Source organism: Aeromonas sp. R4-1 (genome assembly GCF_040908325.1).
Lineage (GTDB): Bacteria > Pseudomonadota > Gammaproteobacteria > Enterobacterales > Aeromonadaceae > Aeromonas > Aeromonas veronii.
On the sequence record NZ_JBFODM010000075.1, the window covers coordinates 29,704 to 45,856 of the forward strand.

Annotated in this window: 14 protein-coding genes and 7 tRNA genes; 10 read left to right on the forward strand and 11 right to left on the reverse strand. The window is 60.1% G+C overall.

What is annotated here, in order from left to right; translation table 11 throughout:
• The first annotated feature begins 174 nt into the window (after window positions 1-174).
• From AB5Y90_RS13355 to AB5Y90_RS13385, 7 genes are all read left to right on the forward strand, one after another.
• Window positions 175-250 (forward strand) — tRNA-Gly (locus AB5Y90_RS13355).
• 37 nt (window positions 251-287) lie between these two features.
• Window positions 288-363: transfer RNA gene (locus AB5Y90_RS13360), tRNA-Gly, on the forward strand.
• A 33-nt stretch (window positions 364-396) separates the two neighbouring features.
• Window positions 397-472: transfer RNA gene (locus tag AB5Y90_RS13365), tRNA-Gly, on the forward strand.
• Between the two features lie 25 nt (window positions 473-497).
• Window positions 498-573 (forward strand) — tRNA-Gly (locus AB5Y90_RS13370).
• 24 nt (window positions 574-597) lie between these two features.
• Window positions 598-673 (forward strand) — tRNA-Gly (locus tag AB5Y90_RS13375).
• Between the two features lie 24 nt (window positions 674-697).
• A tRNA-Gly gene (locus AB5Y90_RS13380) sits at window positions 698-773 on the forward strand.
• Between the two features lie 24 nt (window positions 774-797).
• A tRNA-Gly gene (locus tag AB5Y90_RS13385) sits at window positions 798-873 on the forward strand.
• A gap of 381 nt (window positions 874-1,254) precedes the next feature.
• Here AB5Y90_RS13385 and AB5Y90_RS13390 read toward each other — a convergent pair.
• The 3 genes from AB5Y90_RS13390 to AB5Y90_RS13400 form a co-directional block, all read right to left on the reverse strand.
• On the reverse strand, window positions 1,255-1,464 hold the full coding sequence (locus AB5Y90_RS13390; protein WP_005338972.1) for a cold-shock protein: 210 nt from the start codon (window positions 1,462-1,464) through the stop codon (window positions 1,255-1,257).
• A 274-nt stretch (window positions 1,465-1,738) separates the two neighbouring features.
• Entirely contained in the window at window positions 1,739-2,407 is a 669-nt protein-coding gene (locus tag AB5Y90_RS13395) for a LysM-like peptidoglycan-binding domain-containing protein (RefSeq protein WP_307895418.1), read from the reverse strand.
• A gap of 99 nt (window positions 2,408-2,506) precedes the next feature.
• A complete protein-coding gene (locus AB5Y90_RS13400; RefSeq protein WP_201952605.1) occupies window positions 2,507-4,609 on the reverse strand; it encodes a methyl-accepting chemotaxis protein in 2,103 nt (700 codons plus the stop codon).
• A gap of 276 nt (window positions 4,610-4,885) precedes the next feature.
• Here AB5Y90_RS13400 and gltX point away from each other — a divergent pair, with 276 nt between their 5' ends.
• On the forward strand, window positions 4,886-6,301 hold the full coding sequence (gene gltX, locus AB5Y90_RS13405) for a glutamate--tRNA ligase (protein ID WP_368166967.1): 1,416 nt from the start codon (window positions 4,886-4,888) through the stop codon (window positions 6,299-6,301).
• A 172-nt stretch (window positions 6,302-6,473) separates the two neighbouring features.
• Here the strand turns inward: gltX and AB5Y90_RS13410 are convergent, their stop codons facing one another.
• From AB5Y90_RS13410 to ettA, 3 genes are all read right to left on the reverse strand, one after another.
• Window positions 6,474-7,817, reverse strand: a complete 1,344-nt coding sequence (locus AB5Y90_RS13410) for an NCS2 family permease (RefSeq protein WP_005343409.1) — start codon at window positions 7,815-7,817, stop codon at window positions 6,474-6,476.
• A gap of 264 nt (window positions 7,818-8,081) precedes the next feature.
• On the reverse strand, window positions 8,082-8,411 hold the full coding sequence (locus tag AB5Y90_RS13415; protein ID WP_005343410.1) for a hypothetical protein: 330 nt from the start codon (window positions 8,409-8,411) through the stop codon (window positions 8,082-8,084).
• A 93-nt stretch (window positions 8,412-8,504) separates the two neighbouring features.
• A complete protein-coding gene (gene ettA, locus AB5Y90_RS13420; RefSeq protein ID WP_160881513.1) occupies window positions 8,505-10,172 on the reverse strand; it encodes an energy-dependent translational throttle protein EttA in 1,668 nt (555 codons plus the stop codon).
• Between the two features lie 242 nt (window positions 10,173-10,414).
• Between ettA and AB5Y90_RS13425 the strand changes: the two genes are divergently transcribed.
• Together AB5Y90_RS13425 and AB5Y90_RS13430 are read left to right on the forward strand one after the other, a co-directional pair.
• On the forward strand, window positions 10,415-10,990 hold the full coding sequence (locus tag AB5Y90_RS13425; RefSeq protein ID WP_368166968.1) for a Crp/Fnr family transcriptional regulator: 576 nt from the start codon (window positions 10,415-10,417) through the stop codon (window positions 10,988-10,990).
• A 57-nt stretch (window positions 10,991-11,047) separates the two neighbouring features.
• Window positions 11,048-11,611, forward strand: coding sequence for a YgjV family protein (locus tag AB5Y90_RS13430; protein ID WP_307895417.1), 564 nt, complete (start codon window positions 11,048-11,050; stop codon window positions 11,609-11,611).
• Window positions 11,612-11,619: 8 nt separating this feature from the next.
• Here the strand turns inward: AB5Y90_RS13430 and AB5Y90_RS13435 are convergent, their stop codons facing one another.
• From AB5Y90_RS13435 to AB5Y90_RS13455, 5 genes are all read right to left on the reverse strand, one after another.
• A complete protein-coding gene (locus AB5Y90_RS13435; protein WP_201992298.1) occupies window positions 11,620-12,471 on the reverse strand; it encodes a lytic transglycosylase domain-containing protein in 852 nt (283 codons plus the stop codon).
• Window positions 12,472-12,626: 155 nt separating this feature from the next.
• Entirely contained in the window at window positions 12,627-12,815 is a 189-nt protein-coding gene (locus tag AB5Y90_RS13440; RefSeq protein ID WP_201992297.1) for a hypothetical protein, read from the reverse strand.
• Window positions 12,816-13,019: 204 nt separating this feature from the next.
• Complete coding sequence (locus AB5Y90_RS13445; protein ID WP_307895415.1) at window positions 13,020-13,625, reverse strand: DUF2076 domain-containing protein; 606 nt, start codon at window positions 13,623-13,625, stop codon at window positions 13,020-13,022.
• A gap of 110 nt (window positions 13,626-13,735) precedes the next feature.
• Window positions 13,736-14,749, reverse strand: a complete 1,014-nt coding sequence (locus tag AB5Y90_RS13450; RefSeq protein WP_368166971.1) for an NAD-dependent epimerase — start codon at window positions 14,747-14,749, stop codon at window positions 13,736-13,738.
• Entirely contained in the window at window positions 14,746-16,125 is a 1,380-nt protein-coding gene (locus tag AB5Y90_RS13455; RefSeq protein ID WP_368166972.1) for a UDP-glucose/GDP-mannose dehydrogenase family protein, read from the reverse strand. The genes AB5Y90_RS13450 and AB5Y90_RS13455 overlap by 4 nt, the downstream gene beginning before the upstream one ends.
• Between the last annotated feature and the right edge of the window lie 28 nt (window positions 16,126-16,153).

Consider the following 16,153-nt stretch of genomic DNA (forward strand, 5'->3'; position numbering starts at 1 on the left):
CCGGCAAGGGTTTGTCATGCGCTGGCTGCTAAAATCGACAGTTCGGCCAGCTTTTGAGCGAACGCGCGCAACCAGACAAAAAAGCCCTTGCAATTGGAATGACTGCTCTTATAATTCGGCTCCCGTACAGTAGCGCAAGCAACCAAATGCTGTACGGCCTGTTTTAAGGTAGTTGCGGGAATAGCTCAGTTGGTAGAGCACGACCTTGCCAAGGTCGGGGTCGCGAGTTCGAGTCTCGTTTCCCGCTCCAAAAATCTGATGATGACACTGGTGCAAACCAGCCCGATGCGGGAATAGCTCAGTTGGTAGAGCACGACCTTGCCAAGGTCGGGGTCGCGAGTTCGAGTCTCGTTTCCCGCTCCAATCATCAGCCAGCCTCAAGACAACCAAATTGTTGCGGGAATAGCTCAGTTGGTAGAGCACGACCTTGCCAAGGTCGGGGTCGCGAGTTCGAGTCTCGTTTCCCGCTCCAAAAAATTTGTAAGTGATATTCCGATGCGGGAATAGCTCAGTTGGTAGAGCACGACCTTGCCAAGGTCGGGGTCGCGAGTTCGAGTCTCGTTTCCCGCTCCAATCACTTGCAGATGACATTCTGTTGCGGGAATAGCTCAGTTGGTAGAGCACGACCTTGCCAAGGTCGGGGTCGCGAGTTCGAGTCTCGTTTCCCGCTCCAAACATTTGTAAGTGACATTCCGTTGCGGGAATAGCTCAGTTGGTAGAGCACGACCTTGCCAAGGTCGGGGTCGCGAGTTCGAGTCTCGTTTCCCGCTCCAATCACTTGTAAATGACATTCTGTTGCGGGAATAGCTCAGTTGGTAGAGCACGACCTTGCCAAGGTCGGGGTCGCGAGTTCGAGTCTCGTTTCCCGCTCCAATCTCTCTTCAAATTCAGTATCTTTCCCCCCAAGCTCACAAATTAAGTTTCTCCATACAATCGCAGCCACATTCAGTTGGTAGAGCATGATCCGCGCTTGCCAAGGCTGGGGTCGCGAGTTCGAGTCTCGTTTCCCGCTCCAATCTCTCTTCGAAGTCTTCATAATCCCTCTGAATTGCCCCTCACATCGCACTGCGATGCTTTGTCGTATCTGGCGTTTACTAGGCGCGTCTCTACCACCTCCTGCCAACAGGAAGGGGATGTGGGCTCATGGTGCGGATTGTACGAGGCAAGCGGTTGTAACAGGTGGTGGGAGGCGAGAATTGCGGGCAAAAAAGAGGAGGGGCCTTGGCTCCTCCTGCATGATTCACTGGCGCGGGCTTAGACCAGAGTAACGTTCTCAGCCTGAGGGCCTTTTTTGCCCTGGGTCACAGTGAACTGGACTTTTTGACCTTCAGCCAGGGTTTTGAAACCGGTGCTCTGGATGGAGGAGAAGTGAACGAATACGTCCGGACCCTGGGATTGTTCAATAAAGCCAAAACCCTTGGTTTCGTTGAACCATTTTACCTGGCCGGTGCGAATGTCAGACATGTGCTAAATCCTATCAATAACAAAATGAAACTAAGCCCGTGCTGGGCTGCATTTGCCTTGCAAGCAGGGGTTGGCTCATGACTGACCACGTCTCTTTGTCCCAGTAGCACGTAGAACAATCCCTGTCTAAAGCACAAACGATTGTACGTTAGCGCCGATCCTTGTCAATTTGACCCCTTTCGTTTTTTGAACAAGCTAAAAATATTGTGAAGTCAGTAGCTTATTTGAAGATATTTGACTGAAAAAAACGGGAGGCCAGCGCCTCCCGTTTTTGTTATTCCTTGAGGACGAACCCTTCGCCCTGCCGGTCGTAGCGGTAAACCGCCTGACCATAGGAGCGGATCTCCACCCGCTGGATGCGGCGGGTGTCGTCCACCAGGATGAAGATAGAGCGGCCCGATTGCAGGCGGGTCAGGGGGCGATCCGGCCCCTCGATGGCGATCAGGCGGCTCAGCTCGGCACCCGGCAACTCGAATTTACGCCAGATGGAGTAGAGGGTCTCACCCGCCTGCACATCGTGTTGCAGCCAGGTGCCGTTGACCTTCTCTTCGATCGGCTTGGCAGCCGCGGGGGCACTGCCTGCTGCGCCACTGCCGACAGTTAGAGCTTGAGCAGGTACGGCCAGCGGCACTTCCAGCGAGCCGGAAGGGGCTGCTTTGGGAGCGGATGGTGCTGGCTCCCAGGCCAGCACCAGCAACCAGAGCGGGATCAGGATCAGCAGACCTATGGTGTTTTTGCGGGGCAGCGGGCTGGACAGCTTGAATTTGCCTGCTTTGGCATCCTGGCGGCGTTGGCCGAGGTTGCTTATCCCTTGGCCAAAACGTTGGCGCAGGGACAGGGTCGCGGCATTGATGCGATGGAGCAGGGATCCTTGTGATTCGTCTTGGCGACGCTGTTGGGCTCGTCTGTTATGGCCTCGTGGGCGACGGTCCGGGGTGGGCACGGCATTTACCTCTCACTACATTGCCTGCCATCAGGCAAATTCGTCGCCTATGGTAAACGGACTCGCCCCCGAGGGGGAGAGTCCTGATGCGGAAAATTATCAGCTGAGACGAAATTGACCCAATAATTGCTGCAATTTGTCGGCCGCCTGACGTAATGCCTGACTGGCTTTGGCCGTTTCGGTCGCATCCTGAGCAATGTCGTTGGCCAGTGCGTTGGTTTTTGACAGGTTGCCGGAGACGGTTTCTGAGACCGAGCTCTGCTCTTCGGCGGCGGAGGCGATCTGATAGGTCATGTCGTTGATGGTGGAGATGGCCTGGTAGATGCTGCCTAGCGCCTCTTCCGCCAGATCCGCCTCGCCCACCGCCTGATGGGTCAGCTGCTGGCTCTGGGTGATAGCGTTGACTGCATTGGTGGAGCTGAGGCGGATCTTCTCTATCAACTCTTGGGTGTTCTGTACCGCCTGCTGGGTATTGCCCGCCAGTTTGCGCACCTCGTCGGCCACCACCGCAAAGCCGCGGCCCTGTTCGCCAGCCCGTGCAGCCTCGATGGCGGCGTTGAGAGCCAGCAGGTTGGTCTGATCGGCAATCCCCTGAATGACGGTGAGGATGCTGGTGATCTGGGCGCTGTCGTGAGCCAGCCCTTCCACCACTTCGGCCCCTTTACCGGCTTCTGCCGCGACCTTGTGCATCGACTGGATCACCTGCTGGAAGCGCTCCTTGCCCTGATCGGCGGCGCCTTGCGCCTGTTTGGCCGAGTCGGCGGTATTGTTGGCGTGGGTGGCGACCTCCTGACTGACGTAGGACATCTCCTGTACCGCGGTCAGCATCTGCTCCATCTCGGCCTGATGGTGCTGCAGGTTGTTGTCGGTCTGACCGGCGATGCGGTCGGTATCACCGGCATAACGGTTCACCTCGCTGGCAGTCTTGAGCACATCCCCGAGCAGCCCTTGCAGCTTGTCGATAAAGCGGTTGATCCCCTTGGCGAGATCCCCCAGCTCGTCGACAGATCGGGTTGCGAGGCGCTTGGTGAGATCCCCTTCACCATCGGCGATGTCATCCACCAGGCTGACCATCTGACGGATGGGGCCAGTGATGCTGCGGGCAATCACCAGCATGGTGGCCAGCGCCAGCACCAGTACGATAACGGCGCCCACCAATTGCTGGGTCATGGCGGCCTGGTTCATGTCGCTCAGCTGGCTTTCCAGTTGATCGGCGCCCGCCAGTACCACCTTGTAGGGCAGGGTGACGATGATGGCCCAGTTGCGGCTCATTCCCGGCACCATGATGGGGACGGAAATGCGGAATGACTCGTCCAGCTCCTGACGCTGAACTTCCGGTTTCAGGTACTGCTGCCACTGGCTGCCCAGCACCTTCTCGGCGCTGCTGCCAAGCAGGCTGGCATCGCCGCTGGTGCCGGTGATAACGCCGGCGGCGCTGACGATCAGGGTTTCCCCCTTGCCGTCATAGATGTTGCTGTTGAGGGACTGGGCCTGACGGCTGATGGAGTCCACCGCCAGATCGAGCGCGGCGATCCCCCTGAACTGGCCATCTACCATGATGGGAGTGGTGATGGTGCTCACCAGCACCTGCTGGCCGTTGATATCCACCTTGAAGGGATCGATGAGGCAGGAGCGTCCCTCCCGTTTCGGGCAGGCGTAGTAGTCGTTGGCCGGGTTGCCGAAGCTGTCGGTCTCGCTCTTCTCGATGGAGAGCAGCAGATCTGTGCCGACCTTGTCCTTGTCGCGATAGAAGTAGGGGACAAAGCGCCCCTTGCTGTCGCTGCCGAGCGCGGTCTGGCCGGCAAAGCTGGCATCCTGACTGTCGAAGCCGTTGGGCTCGAAGCCGGCGAAGGCGCCGTAGAGCTGGGGCTCAAGGGCGAGCTGGGCCTTGAGCAGGTCGGTGGCCTGCTGACGATCGAGCGGCAGCTTGCCCTGCTGTTGCTGGGCGAAGACGCTGGCCATCTGCTGGGTGTAGGAGAGCCCTTTTTGCAACAGCTGGGTGATGGTGGCCGCTTCGGCGCGGGCGTTGGCACTGACCTTCTGCCATGCCTCCTGCTGCAGGGCGGCGCGGCTGGAGCTGATGGTCAGCTTCTGGGTCTGTTGACCGGAGTACTGGTTGAGCAGGATCAGGATGACCAGGGCTGTCGTCATGGCGATCCCGGCCATGACCAGTATTCGGGTCTGGATTGAACGGAACTGCATCGTCTCTTCCTTGTTCTTGTTGCGTGGGGCGTTGAGAGTTGTCTGGATATCGGCAGGAGGAGGCAGCTCTCCAGCGCTATGCATAGCAAATCGGAAATGGGAATTTTGTTCTGCGATCCCCTTCAAAGATCAGGGGGGGCAGGGCGGCGTTGCGCACATTAAACCCGCTACTTTGCCCTTTGCGGCTTCATGGTTTTCCCATCCGTGATTGTCGGTGCTAAAATGCGACGGTTTTTTTAACGAATTGGCCCAAGGCCCTCTACACAAGGCTTAAAGATGAAAGTCAAAACCCGTTTTGCTCCCAGCCCGACCGGCTTTTTGCATGTCGGCGGTGCCCGTACCGCACTCTATTCCTGGTTGTTTGCAAAGAACCAGGGGGGGGAGTTTGTGCTGCGTATCGAGGATACCGATCTGGAACGTTCCACTCAGGAGGCCATCGACGCCATCATTGAGGGCATGGAATGGCTGGAGCTGAACTGGGATGAGGGCCCCTACTACCAGACCAAGCGCTTCGATCGCTACAACGCGCTGATCGACGAGATGCTGGCTGACGGCCGTGCCTACAAGTGCTACTGCTCCAAAGAGCGTCTGGAAGCGCTGCGCGAAGGTCAGATGGCCAACGGCGAGAAGCCCCGTTATGACGGCAAGTGCCGCGACCACGCCCACGATCACCCGGCCGATGCGCCGCACGTGATCCGTTTCCGCAACCCGACCGAAGGTTCCGTGGTGTTCGACGACCACGTCCGTGGCCGCATCGAGTTCGCCAACACCGAGCTGGACGATCTGATCATTCGCCGTACCGACGGTGCGCCGACCTACAACTTCTGTGTTGTAGTCGATGACTGGGATATGGAGATCACCCACGTGGTGCGTGGCGAAGACCATATCAACAACACCCCGCGCCAGATCAACATCTACAAGGCGCTGAACGCGCCGGTACCGGAATTTGCCCACGTATCCATGATCCTGGGTGACGACGGTACCAAGCTCTCCAAGCGCCACGGTGCAGTCTCCGTGATGCAGTACCGCGACGACGGCTACCTGCCGGAAGCGCTGCTGAACTATCTGGTGCGTCTGGGCTGGTCCCACGGCGATCAGGAGATCTTCAGCCTGGAAGAGATGATCAAGCTGTTCAGCCTGGATGCCATCTCCAAGTCTGCCTCAGCGTTTAACACCGACAAGCTGCTGTGGCTGAACAACCACTACATGCGCAGCCTGGAGCCGGCTTATGTTGCCAAGCATCTGGCATGGCACATGGAAAACCAGAAGATCGACACCAGCAATGGCCCGGCGCTGGCCGACGTGGTCACCCTGCTGGCCGAGCGTTGCAACACCCTGGTCGAGATGGCCGCCCAGAGCCGCTACCTGTTCGAAGAGTACGAGGCCATCGACGAGGCGGCTGCCAAGAAGCACCTGCGTGGCGTTGCCGCCGAGCCGCTCACCCTGGCCAAGGCCAAGCTGGCTGCCCTGGAAACCTGGACCACCGAAGCGCTGCACGAGCTGATTGAAGCGACCGCCGCCGAGCTGGGTCAGGGCATGGGCAAGGTTGGTATGCCGCTGCGTGTGGCCGTCACCGGTCTGGGCCAATCTCCAGCCATCGACGCGGTGATGGCACTGGTCGGCAAGGAGCGCGTGCTGGCGCGCATTGACCGCGCACTGGCTTACATCGAAGCCCGCATGGCTGCCGAGTAAGTTCTGCCGACGTGGCAGGCGAGGGGATAACCCCGCTCTGCCACATGCTGAATAGCAAAAATCCGAAACCACAGGTTTCGGATTTTTTTATGGCCAGCGCACAGGCCGAAAATACTTTGGATAAAAAAATGCCAGTCAGCTGACTGGCATTTTTATTGGGACAGAGTGCCGCTTAGTGACTGTCGACCCAGACAAACTTGAGCACGAACAGCAGGGCCACCACCAGCACGCAGGGGTTGATCTCGCGCCAGCGGCCGGTACCCGCCTTCATCACGCAGTAGGAGATAAAGCCCACGGCGATCCCCTCGGTGATGGAGAAGCTGAACGGCATCATCACCGCAGTCATAAAGGCCGGTACCGCTTCGGTCAGATCTTCCCACTTCACCCGGGTCAGCTCGGAGCACATCAGCACGCCCACATAGATAAGGGCGCCAGCGGCGGCATAGGCCGGCACCATGGCGGCGACCGGAGAGAAGAAGATCGCCAGCAGGAACAGCAGGCCGACCACGATGGCGGTCAGACCGGTACGGCCGCCGACGGCGACGCCGGAGCTGCTCTCGATAAAGGCGGTAACCGAGGAGGTGCCCATGAAAGCGCCGCCGACGGAGCTTACGCTATCCACCATCAGCGCCTGTTTCATGCGTGGGAAGTGGCCCTTGTCATCGGCCAGCTTGGCGCGGTTGGTGACACCGATCAGGGTGCCGGAAGAGTCGAACAGGTTGACCAGCATAAAGGAGAAGATGATCCCGGCGAGGCTGATATCGAGCGATCCCATCAGATCCAGCTGGCCGAACACCGGTTCGATGCTGGGGGGCATGGAGACAAAGCCCTTGAAGGTGACATCGCCAAACAGCCAGCCCAGACCCGTGGTGACCACGATGGCGATCAGCACGGCGGAGTGGACGCCGCGAGCGGAGAAGATGCAGATCAGGAAGAAACCGAGCAGACCCAGCAGGCAGGGCAGGGAGGTGAGGTTGCCCACGGTCACCATAGTCGCGGGGCTGGCCACGACGATCCCGGCGTTGTGCAGGCCGAGCAGGGCGATCAGCAGACCGATACCGGCGGTGATGCCAACCCGCAGGGTGAGCGGAATGTTGCCGATCAGCCAGTAACGCACCCGCAGCAGGGTGAGGATCAACAGACCCATGGCGCCCCAGAAGATGGTGCCCATGCCCACTTGCCAGGAGTAGCCCATACCTGCCACCACCACGAAGGCGAAGAAGGCGTTGAGGCCCATGGCGGGGGCCAGCGCGATGGGCAGGTTGGCCAACAGGCCCATCAGGATGCTGCCGATACCGGCGATGAGGCAGGTAGTGACGAACACGGCCTGGGTGTCCATGCCCGCCGCAGAGAGGATCTGCGGGTTGACGAACACGATGTAGACCATGGTCAGGAAGGTGGTGATACCGGCGATCACTTCGGTGCGGGCGGTAGTGCCATGGCCTTGCAGGGCAAACAGGCGCTCAAGCAATCCTTGCCCGGCGGCCTGATTGGCAGCTTGGTGTTGTTGATTCATGTTGGATTCCAATAGGTGACGTGAAATAAGCAGCAGGGGAACGGGCTATCCCATCCATGCGGGGTAAATTGCCCTGTTTCTGGTGGAGAAGTAACCAGACTCGTCCTGATACCGTGACAGCGCGCACATTTTTACACAGGCGGCGCCGTTTACAAACCCCGGATCTGCGAAGCAGATCAATGAATAGAGTAAAAATTCAAACGTTTGCTTTTTGAGCGTGAAAAAAGGTTCTCAGCAGAGAACCTTTTATCGAAAATTGGGGGCTTACAGGGTTTTGAAGTAGCGCTCGACCAGCTGGGCCAGTACCGAGTCGAGCCGGTCTTGTACCTCACCCAGCTCGCGGCCGAAGCGGCGCAGAAAGAGGCTGGCCTGCTCTTCGGTCAGCTTGCGCCCCTCGATAAAGAACTCCTGCTCCGGCAGTTGCTTGTCGTAGCGGGGGATCAGCACCCAGCTCACCAGCTCGGGCTCCACGGCGGCAAAAATCTTGGCGGCAGCAGCACAGAAGGTCTCTATGTGCTCCTTGCCATCCGGCCCGAGGCAACCCGGTTCAACCCGGATCTGGATGGTGAGTTTTTTCTCTATGGGGGTCGTCATCGTGCTACATCCATGCAAAGGCATCCGTCTAGGATTGTAAGTCAAAAGGCAAGAGAAAGGGGAGCCGAAGCTCCCCTCAACACGCAGTCAGCCTTATTTGGCGATGCGCTTGTACTTGGCGCGATGGGGCTGGATCGCCTCGGCGCCGTAGGTCTTCTTCTTCCACTCTTCGTATTCGGTAAAGTTACCTTCGAAGAACTCGATCTTGCCCTCATCCTGATAGTCGAGGATGTGAGTGGCGATACGGTCGAGGAACCAGCGGTCGTGGGAGATGACCATGGCACAACCCGGGAACTCCAGCAGGGCGTTCTCGAGGGCGCGCAGGGTTTCGATATCCAGATCGTTGGTCGGTTCATCCAGCAGCAGCACGTTGCCGCCGGTCTGCAGCAGCTTGGCCAGATGCAGACGACCGCGCTCACCACCGGAGAGCTCGCCAACCCGCTTCTGCTGATCGGAACCCTTGAAGTTGAAGCGGCCGATGTAGGCGCGGCTCGGGAACTCGTAGTTGCCGATGCGCAGGATATCCTGACCGTCAGCGACCTCTTCGAATACCGTCTTCTTGTCATCCATGCTGTCGCGGAACTGATCGACAGAGGCCAGTACCACGGTGTCACCCAGGGTGATGGAGCCGGAATCCGGCTGCTCCTGACCCGACATCATGCGGAACAGGGTCGACTTACCGGCACCGTTCGGACCGATGATGCCGACGATGGCACCCTTTGGAATGGCAAACGACAGATCGTCGATCAGCACCCGATCACCATAGGATTTGCGCAGGTTGGCCACTTCCACCACCTTGTCACCGAGGCGCGGTCCGGGCGGAATGAACAGCTCGTTGGTCTCGTTGCGCTTCTGGTAGTCGTTGGTGTTGAGCTCTTCGAAGCGAGCCATACGGGCCTTGGACTTGGCCTGACGCCCTTTCGGGTTTTGACGAACCCACTCCAGCTCTTTCTCGATGGACTTGCGACGGGCCGCTTCGGAACTTGCTTCCTGCGCCAGACGGGCGTCCTTCTGTTCCAGCCAGGAGGAGTAGTTGCCTTCCCACGGGATACCTTCGCCGCGGTCCAGCTCCAGGATCCAGCCCGCCACGTTGTCGAGGAAGTAACGGTCGTGGGTGATGGCCACTACAGTGCCTTCGTAGTCGTGCAGGAAGCGCTCCAGCCAGGCCACGGATTCCGCATCCAGGTGGTTGGTCGGTTCGTCCAGCAGCAGCATGTCAGGCTTTTCCAGCAGCAGACGGCACAGTGCCACACGGCGGCGCTCACCACCGGAGAGGTGCTTGATCTTGGCATCCCAGGCCGGCAAGCGCAGGGCATCGGCCGCACGCTCCAGCTGGTTTTCCATGTTGTGACCGCCCTGGGCCTGGATAATGGCCTCCAGCTCGCCCTGTTCGCGGGCCAGCTTGTCAAAATCGGCATCCGGGTCGGCGTAGGCCGCATAGACCTCGTCCAGGCGGGCCATGGCGCGCTTCACCTCGCCAACGGCCTCTTCGACCGCTTCGCGTACGGTCTGCTCCGGCTCCAGCTTCGGCTCCTGTGGCAGGTAGCCGATCTTGATGCCGGGCTGCGGACGGGCTTCCCCTTCGATCTCGGTATCGATGCCCGCCATGATGCGCAGCAGGGTCGATTTACCGGCACCGTTGAGACCTAGCACGCCAATCTTGGCGCCCGGGAAGAAGCTCAAGGAGATGTTCTTGAGAATATGACGCTTGGGCGGCACTACCTTGCCGACCCGGTTCATGGTGTAAATAAATTGAGCCATTGGCTAATTCTCTTCCTTTTCAGCAGGTTAATGTCTTGGCATTAACAGACTGATGTCGTGGTGGGGCCAGGTCGACACAGGTCAACCGGGTTCCAAAAAACCCGTCGATTGTAAACCAACGGACGAGGGGGGGCAAAGGTGGTACCCGGCTATGTCCCCCCTTTGCCGCAGCGGTCACGCCTTGCTGCATCAGCCGTGCAATTTGGGCATGATGTGGGCTGCCGTTTTGTTCCGGAGCCGTCATGAACCCATCTCCTCAAGCCCCTTCACTGGCCGCCTTTCTCTGCACAATGGGATTGGACGCCGCGCTGAGCGAAGCCATCAGCCTGCGCTTGCCACGGCAGACGCTGCGCGCCGGTCAGGCACTGTTGGCGCAAGGGGCAGAGCAGGAAGCTGCCTTCTATATCGAAGCGGGCATCGCTCGCGCCTGCCACTACACCCGGGACGGACAGGAGCGCAGCAAGGAGTTCTACTTCGAGGGGGAGCTCTGCCTGCTCTATGACAGCTGGCTCACGGGGGCGCCTGCCCGCTACCAGCTGGAGGCGCTGACGGAGCTGCAGGTGGTGCGGGTGCCGCTCGCCCTGCTGGATGAGCCCGCCTGGCAGTCGGTCTGCATGGCCCTGTTGCGCCAGCAGCTCGGTTACAAGGAGCGAAAGGAGGCGTTTTTGCTGCTCCACTCCCCCGAAGAGCGTTATCGGGAGCTCTGCCACACCTTCCCCCACTGGCCGATGCGGCTCACTCAGGTGCAGCTCGCCAACTATATCGGTATCAGCCCGGTCACTCTGTCACGGATCCGCAGGCGCATTAACACGGGTTAATGCCGCTCTCCGACCATCCCCTCATGCTGCGCCATCCAAATGACGGACGAGGGGTGGATGATGTCGCTGTTTCTGTGGTCGCAGCTGGTGGTGAGCCTGGCCTTGTTGCTCGATCTGTTGTCGTTTCAGTTGCGGGATCGCCGCAGGATCCTGGCCTGTCTGGCCCTCTCCTGTGCCCTCAATGCCGGTCACTTTGCCCTGCTCGGGCAGTGGTCGGCCGCCTGCCTGTTACTGCTGGCCAGCGTGCGCTTTCTGGTGAGTATCTGGCTGGTTAGGCGCATCTTGATGTGGTTTTTCATGGGGTTGGCCTGTGCGGCGGCGCTGGCGACCTATCAGGGCTTGCTCTCATGGATCGGGCTGCTGGCGAGCTTGCTGCAAACCCGGGCCGCGTTTTGCCCGGATGATCGCCTTTTGCGGCGCTGGATGCTGCTCGGTACCCTCTGCTGGCTGGGTAACAACCTGCTGGTGGGCTCACCGGTCGCCGCGCTGATGGAGGGGCTGTTTCTGGTCAGCAATCTGGTTGGCTACTATCGCCACTATGGCTTCGATTATTGGGGGCGTGGCCGCCGCCGTGGCCGCAGAAAGAGGCGTGTGCCGCCTTCCGAACGGGCGAGCTCCTGATTTTCCGCTCAGGGCTGTTTGTGGCCAGCGAAGTAGAGCACCCGTTTCACATACTCCTGTGTTTCGTCATAGGGGGGGATCCCGCCATAGCGCTCAACCGCCTTTTCACCTGCGTTGTAGGCTGCCGAGATCAGTACCCAGTCGCCATCGAAGCGGCGATCCAGCCACTTGAGATAACTGACGCCACCCTTGATGTTCTGTGCCGGATCAAAGGGTTGAGTGACACCAAAACGCTGCTGGGTTTCGGGGATCAGCTGCATCACCCCCTGCGCATTCTTGGCGGAGACGGCGCGGCTTTCGAGGTTGGATTCGGCAATGGCGATGGCCAGCACCAGCCGCACATCGACCTGATGGCGCTTTGCTGCGTGGCGCAGCATGGTGGCCAGCTTCTGTTTGCCCGGTGACTGGCGCGCCAGATATGCCTCGACATTGAACGGTGTGCTGGGCAGGGCGAAATAACTCCCTTGTCCGCCGCGCATGCCGACACCGCACTGATCGCCCATGGGGGCATTGCCGACCCGCGGGTTGTAGTAGCGGCTGGCCTGCTGGTTGCCAAGGCGCATCGCCATGGCGAGATAGCTGTTGGCCATTTTCGCGCTGCGCACCGAGGCGGGGCCGGTGGCGAGCAGACGCCCGATCCGGAAGTAACCTTCGGGATTGCCGGTGCTGGCGGCTACACAGTAGAGGGCAATCGCCTTTTGCAGATTGCCGCTGTGCTGGGCTGCCTGCCCCTGCCTGAGTGCCGTCATTGCCCTGGGGGCTTGTCTGAAATCCCTGCCCTGTGCCGTCTGCGGTATGCCCGCCAGTAGCGACGACAAAAAAAGCAGCAAAAACAGTCCGTTTTCGCTGATCTTCCCCATCGTTTATCTCCTGCTTGAGTAGAGAAGATATAGAGGAACATGGCTGCCATCGCCATGAAAGCAGTGGATCCTGTTGTTATAGCGGGGGGATTTCAGAGAGCAAAATGGTATGGAACTAACGGCATTGCGAGAGTTTCATACCATTTTTCATCGGGTTAGAAGTCGTGGTGATACTCATGCTCATCTAGGTCGGCGGGAGGAAGCGCGCGATAGAAGCTGCCAATTTCGCTGACAACCCAGAGCGAAAGCAGGGCCAGCAGGCTGAGCAGGGGAAGCAGGGTGTGGTTCTGGGTCAGGGCATAGGCCGCGATGGCGGCGCCAATCAGGAGAAGGGTTCGGATCATGAGGTGGCTCCTTGTCGTCATGGGGGTGTTGCGTGGCCACGGACAGAGCGCCTGGGGTCGGGAGTGTCTCCCGGGTGGCACGAAGCGAAGTGATTATATCGCGTCATGCCGCTGCCGGTCCGTGGTGTCATCACACTTTCCATAGTCATGGGTTTCGTATCGAGTTGGGCCCCGCCAGATGCGGGGCCAGTAATGGTTTGACGGTTAGAAGAAACCGCCGTTGTTATCGTCACTGTCGGTCCAGCCGCCACTCTGGCTATCGTCGTCGAGAAAACTGCTGCCAACATCGGGAGGTGAATCCCAGCCGTCCCAGCGTACCGGTTCCGCATCGACCGGATTGACGATGGGCGCTGGCTCTATGATGTCGATGATCTCCTCGGGCCGGTTGCTGTGAAACAGTCCGCCGATCATGTCGGCCAGCATCACGCCACCGGCCACACCGGCGGCGGTTTGCAGGGTGCCGCCCAAAAAGGAGCTGGTACGGGATGCTGGCTGGGCAGGAGCGGATGCCGGTGGCGGCGTAAAGCGCGGAGGAGGGCTGCTTTCGCTACCAAACAAGCCGGAGAGATAACTGCCGCCACTTGGGGCGCTCTGGCTGGCTTCCAGCTCCTTGACCCGCTCGTTGAGGCGAGTAAGGGCTGCCTGCTGGATCAGCAGCGCCTGGGCCATGTAGTAGGGGGCATCGGGCTGCTCTGCCAGATGCTGGCGGATCAGCTGATCCGCTTGTGGGTCTCGCTTGCTATCCCTGGCTTGCGCTTGCTTGAGGCGGTCGAACAGTCCATCGATCAGACCCTGTTCCTGTTGTTGCATCTCAAATCCTCGCTATGGTGCGCAGACAGTGCGTTCAGCCATCCTAAAACCCGCGGGGCATCAGTGGTATCTGATTAACTCATCAATGACCGAGGGGCTACCCGCGCTCGTCAGCGGTCGGGCTGGTAGTAGTCGAGATACCAGCGGACAAACTCGGCAACACCTTGCTTGAGGGGCGTAGCGGGGCGCAGACCGGTGAGGGTGTGTAGCGGTTCGCTGTCGGACCAGGTGGCGTGCATGTCGCCTGCCTGCATTGGCAGCATCCGCTTGATAGCGGGTTTGCCGATGGCCTCTTCCAGCGCCTCGATAAAATCGAGCAGCCGCACCGGCTGGCCGTTGCCGATATTGAGGATGCGGTAGGGGGCGGCGCTCTCGGCCGCGCTCTGCTCGCTGGCGTGCCAATCGGGATTGGGGCGGGGCGGCTGGTCGGCCACGGCGAGGATCCCCGCGACGATGTCGTCGATAAAGGTGAAGTCGCGGCTGAGATCGCCGTAGTTATAGACGTCGATAGGCTCGCCCGCCAGAATGGCGCGGGTGAACTTGATGATGGCCATGTCGGGGCGACCCCAGGGGCCGTAGACGGTAAAGAAGCGCAACCCTGTGGTGGGCAGGCCATAGAGCGCCGAATAGGCGTGGGCCATCAGCTCGCCGCTCTTTTTGGTCGCAGCGTAGAGGGAGACCGGATGATCCACCTGCTGCGCGGTGGAGTAAGGCATCTGATCCCCCATGCCATAGACCGAGCTGGAGGAAGCGTAGATGAGGTGCTGAATCCCGTGGTGACGACACCCCTCCAGCACCGTCAGCATGCCGGTGAGGTTGCTGTCGGCGTAGGCGAACGGATTGTCGATGGAGTAACGCACCCCCGCCTGCGCCCCCAGATGGATCACCCGCTCGAAACCATGACGGGCAAACAGGTCCCCCATCGCCTCGCGATCTGCCAGATCCAGCCGCTCGAAGCGAAAATGGGGGAAACTGGCCAGTTGGGCCAGCCGCGCCTCTTTCAGACTCATCTCGTAGTAGTCGTTGAGGTTGTCGATCCCCACCACCCGATGACCAGCGGCGCACAGCTGGCTGGCTACATGAAAACCGATAAAACCGGCGACGCCGGTGACCAGATAGATCATGGTTGAGTCTCCGGGTTGCAGCTGGTGTTGGCAGGCTGCTTTTTGGCGGGAAGATGTGGTCGCCCGATGGCGTGATAGTCAAACCCGAGTTCGCTGAGCTGGCGCGGCTCATAGAGGTTGCGGCCATCGATGATGACAGGCTGGTTGAGCAGCGCTTTCAGCTGCTGGAAATCGGGGGCGCGAAACGCCTGCCACTCGGTACAGATCAGCAGAGCATCGGCCCCTTCCAGTGCCGCTTCCTGAGTCGGGCAGAGCAGCAGATCCGGCCGCTGGCCGTAGATCTGGCGGGCGCGCTCCATCGCCTTGGGATCAAAGGCCTGCACCCGGCCACCGGCAGCCCAGATGGCGGCCAGCAGCGGGCGGCTCGACGCATCGCGCATGTCGTCGGTGCCGGGTTTGAACGCCAGCCCCCACAGGGCGAAGGTGCGGCCGCGCAGATCCGGTCCGAAGCGGGTCAGCAGGGTTTGCGCCATCTTCTGTTGCTGGCGCTGGTTGACCCACTCGACCGCCGCTAAAAGCGGGGCGTCGCAGCCGACACTCGCCGCGGTATGGCGCAACGACCTGATATCCTTGGGGAAGCAGGAGCCGCCGTAGCCGCAGCCCGGGTAGATAAAGTGGTAACCGATGCGGGGATCGGCTCCCATCCCCTGACGCACCGCCTCGATATCGGCCCCCAGTTGCTCGGCGAGGGCCGCCATCTCGTTCATAAAGGAGATCTTGGTGGCCAGCATGGCGTTGGCGGCGTATTTGGTGAGCTCGGCGCTGCGCAGATCCATCACCACGATCCGGTCGTGATTGCGGTTGAAGGGGGCGTAGAGGGCACGCAACTGCTCAAGCGCCCGCTCGCTGTCACAGCCGATGATGATGCGGTCCGGCCGCATGCAGTCGTTGACCGCCGCTCCCTCCTTGAGAAACTCGGGATTGGCCGCCACCTCACAGGTGAGGGTCCGTCCACGCATAGCCAACTGCTGCTCAATGTGTTCCCTTACTTGCTGTGCCGTGCCGACCGGTACTGTGCTCTTGATCACCACCAGCTTGGGGCGGCTCATCAGTCGGCCTATGGTGTCGGCCACCGCCAGCACATGTTGCAGGTCGGCCGAGCCATCCTCGTCAGCCGGGGTGCCCACGGCGATCAGCAGTAGCTCGGCGTGTGCCACGCCAATGGCGGGATCGACCGTGAAGCTCAAGCGGCCGCTGGCCAGATGGCTCTCGACCAACGGGGCCAGCCCTGGCTCGTAGAAGGGGATCTGCCCCAGCCTGAGGGCGGCGATCCGTTCATCATCCACATCCACGCAGCAGACCTGATGGCCCACCTCGGCCAGAACGGCGGCCTGTACCAGCCCGACATAGCCTGTGCCAAAAATGGTGACCTTCATGAAAAGTGCCTCGTGCTGTGAATGGAGT

Coding starts and splice junctions, on each gene's coding strand:
- AB5Y90_RS13390 (WP_005338972.1), bottom strand. CDS start 1,464: ATGTCTGACATTCGCACCGGCCAGGTAAAATGGTTCAACGAAACCAAG.
- AB5Y90_RS13400 (WP_201952605.1), bottom strand. CDS start 4,609: ATGCAGTTCCGTTCAATCCAGACCCGAATACTGGTCATGGCCGGGATC.
- gltX (WP_368166967.1), top strand. CDS start 4,886: ATGAAAGTCAAAACCCGTTTTGCTCCCAGCCCGACCGGCTTTTTGCAT.
- AB5Y90_RS13410 (WP_005343409.1), bottom strand. CDS start 7,817: ATGAATCAACAACACCAAGCTGCCAATCAGGCCGCCGGGCAAGGATTG.
- AB5Y90_RS13415 (WP_005343410.1), bottom strand. CDS start 8,411: ATGACGACCCCCATAGAGAAAAAACTCACCATCCAGATCCGGGTTGAA.
- ettA (WP_160881513.1), bottom strand. CDS start 10,172: ATGGCTCAATTTATTTACACCATGAACCGGGTCGGCAAGGTAGTGCCG.
- AB5Y90_RS13425 (WP_368166968.1), top strand. CDS start 10,415: ATGAACCCATCTCCTCAAGCCCCTTCACTGGCCGCCTTTCTCTGCACA.
- AB5Y90_RS13430 (WP_307895417.1), top strand. CDS start 11,048: ATGATGTCGCTGTTTCTGTGGTCGCAGCTGGTGGTGAGCCTGGCCTTG.
- AB5Y90_RS13435 (WP_201992298.1), bottom strand. CDS start 12,471: ATGGGGAAGATCAGCGAAAACGGACTGTTTTTGCTGCTTTTTTTGTCG.
- AB5Y90_RS13440 (WP_201992297.1), bottom strand. CDS start 12,815: ATGATCCGAACCCTTCTCCTGATTGGCGCCGCCATCGCGGCCTATGCC.
- AB5Y90_RS13445 (WP_307895415.1), bottom strand. CDS start 13,625: ATGCAACAACAGGAACAGGGTCTGATCGATGGACTGTTCGACCGCCTC.
- AB5Y90_RS13450 (WP_368166971.1), bottom strand. CDS start 14,749: ATGATCTATCTGGTCACCGGCGTCGCCGGTTTTATCGGTTTTCATGTA.
- AB5Y90_RS13455 (WP_368166972.1), bottom strand. CDS start 16,125: ATGAAGGTCACCATTTTTGGCACAGGCTATGTCGGGCTGGTACAGGCC.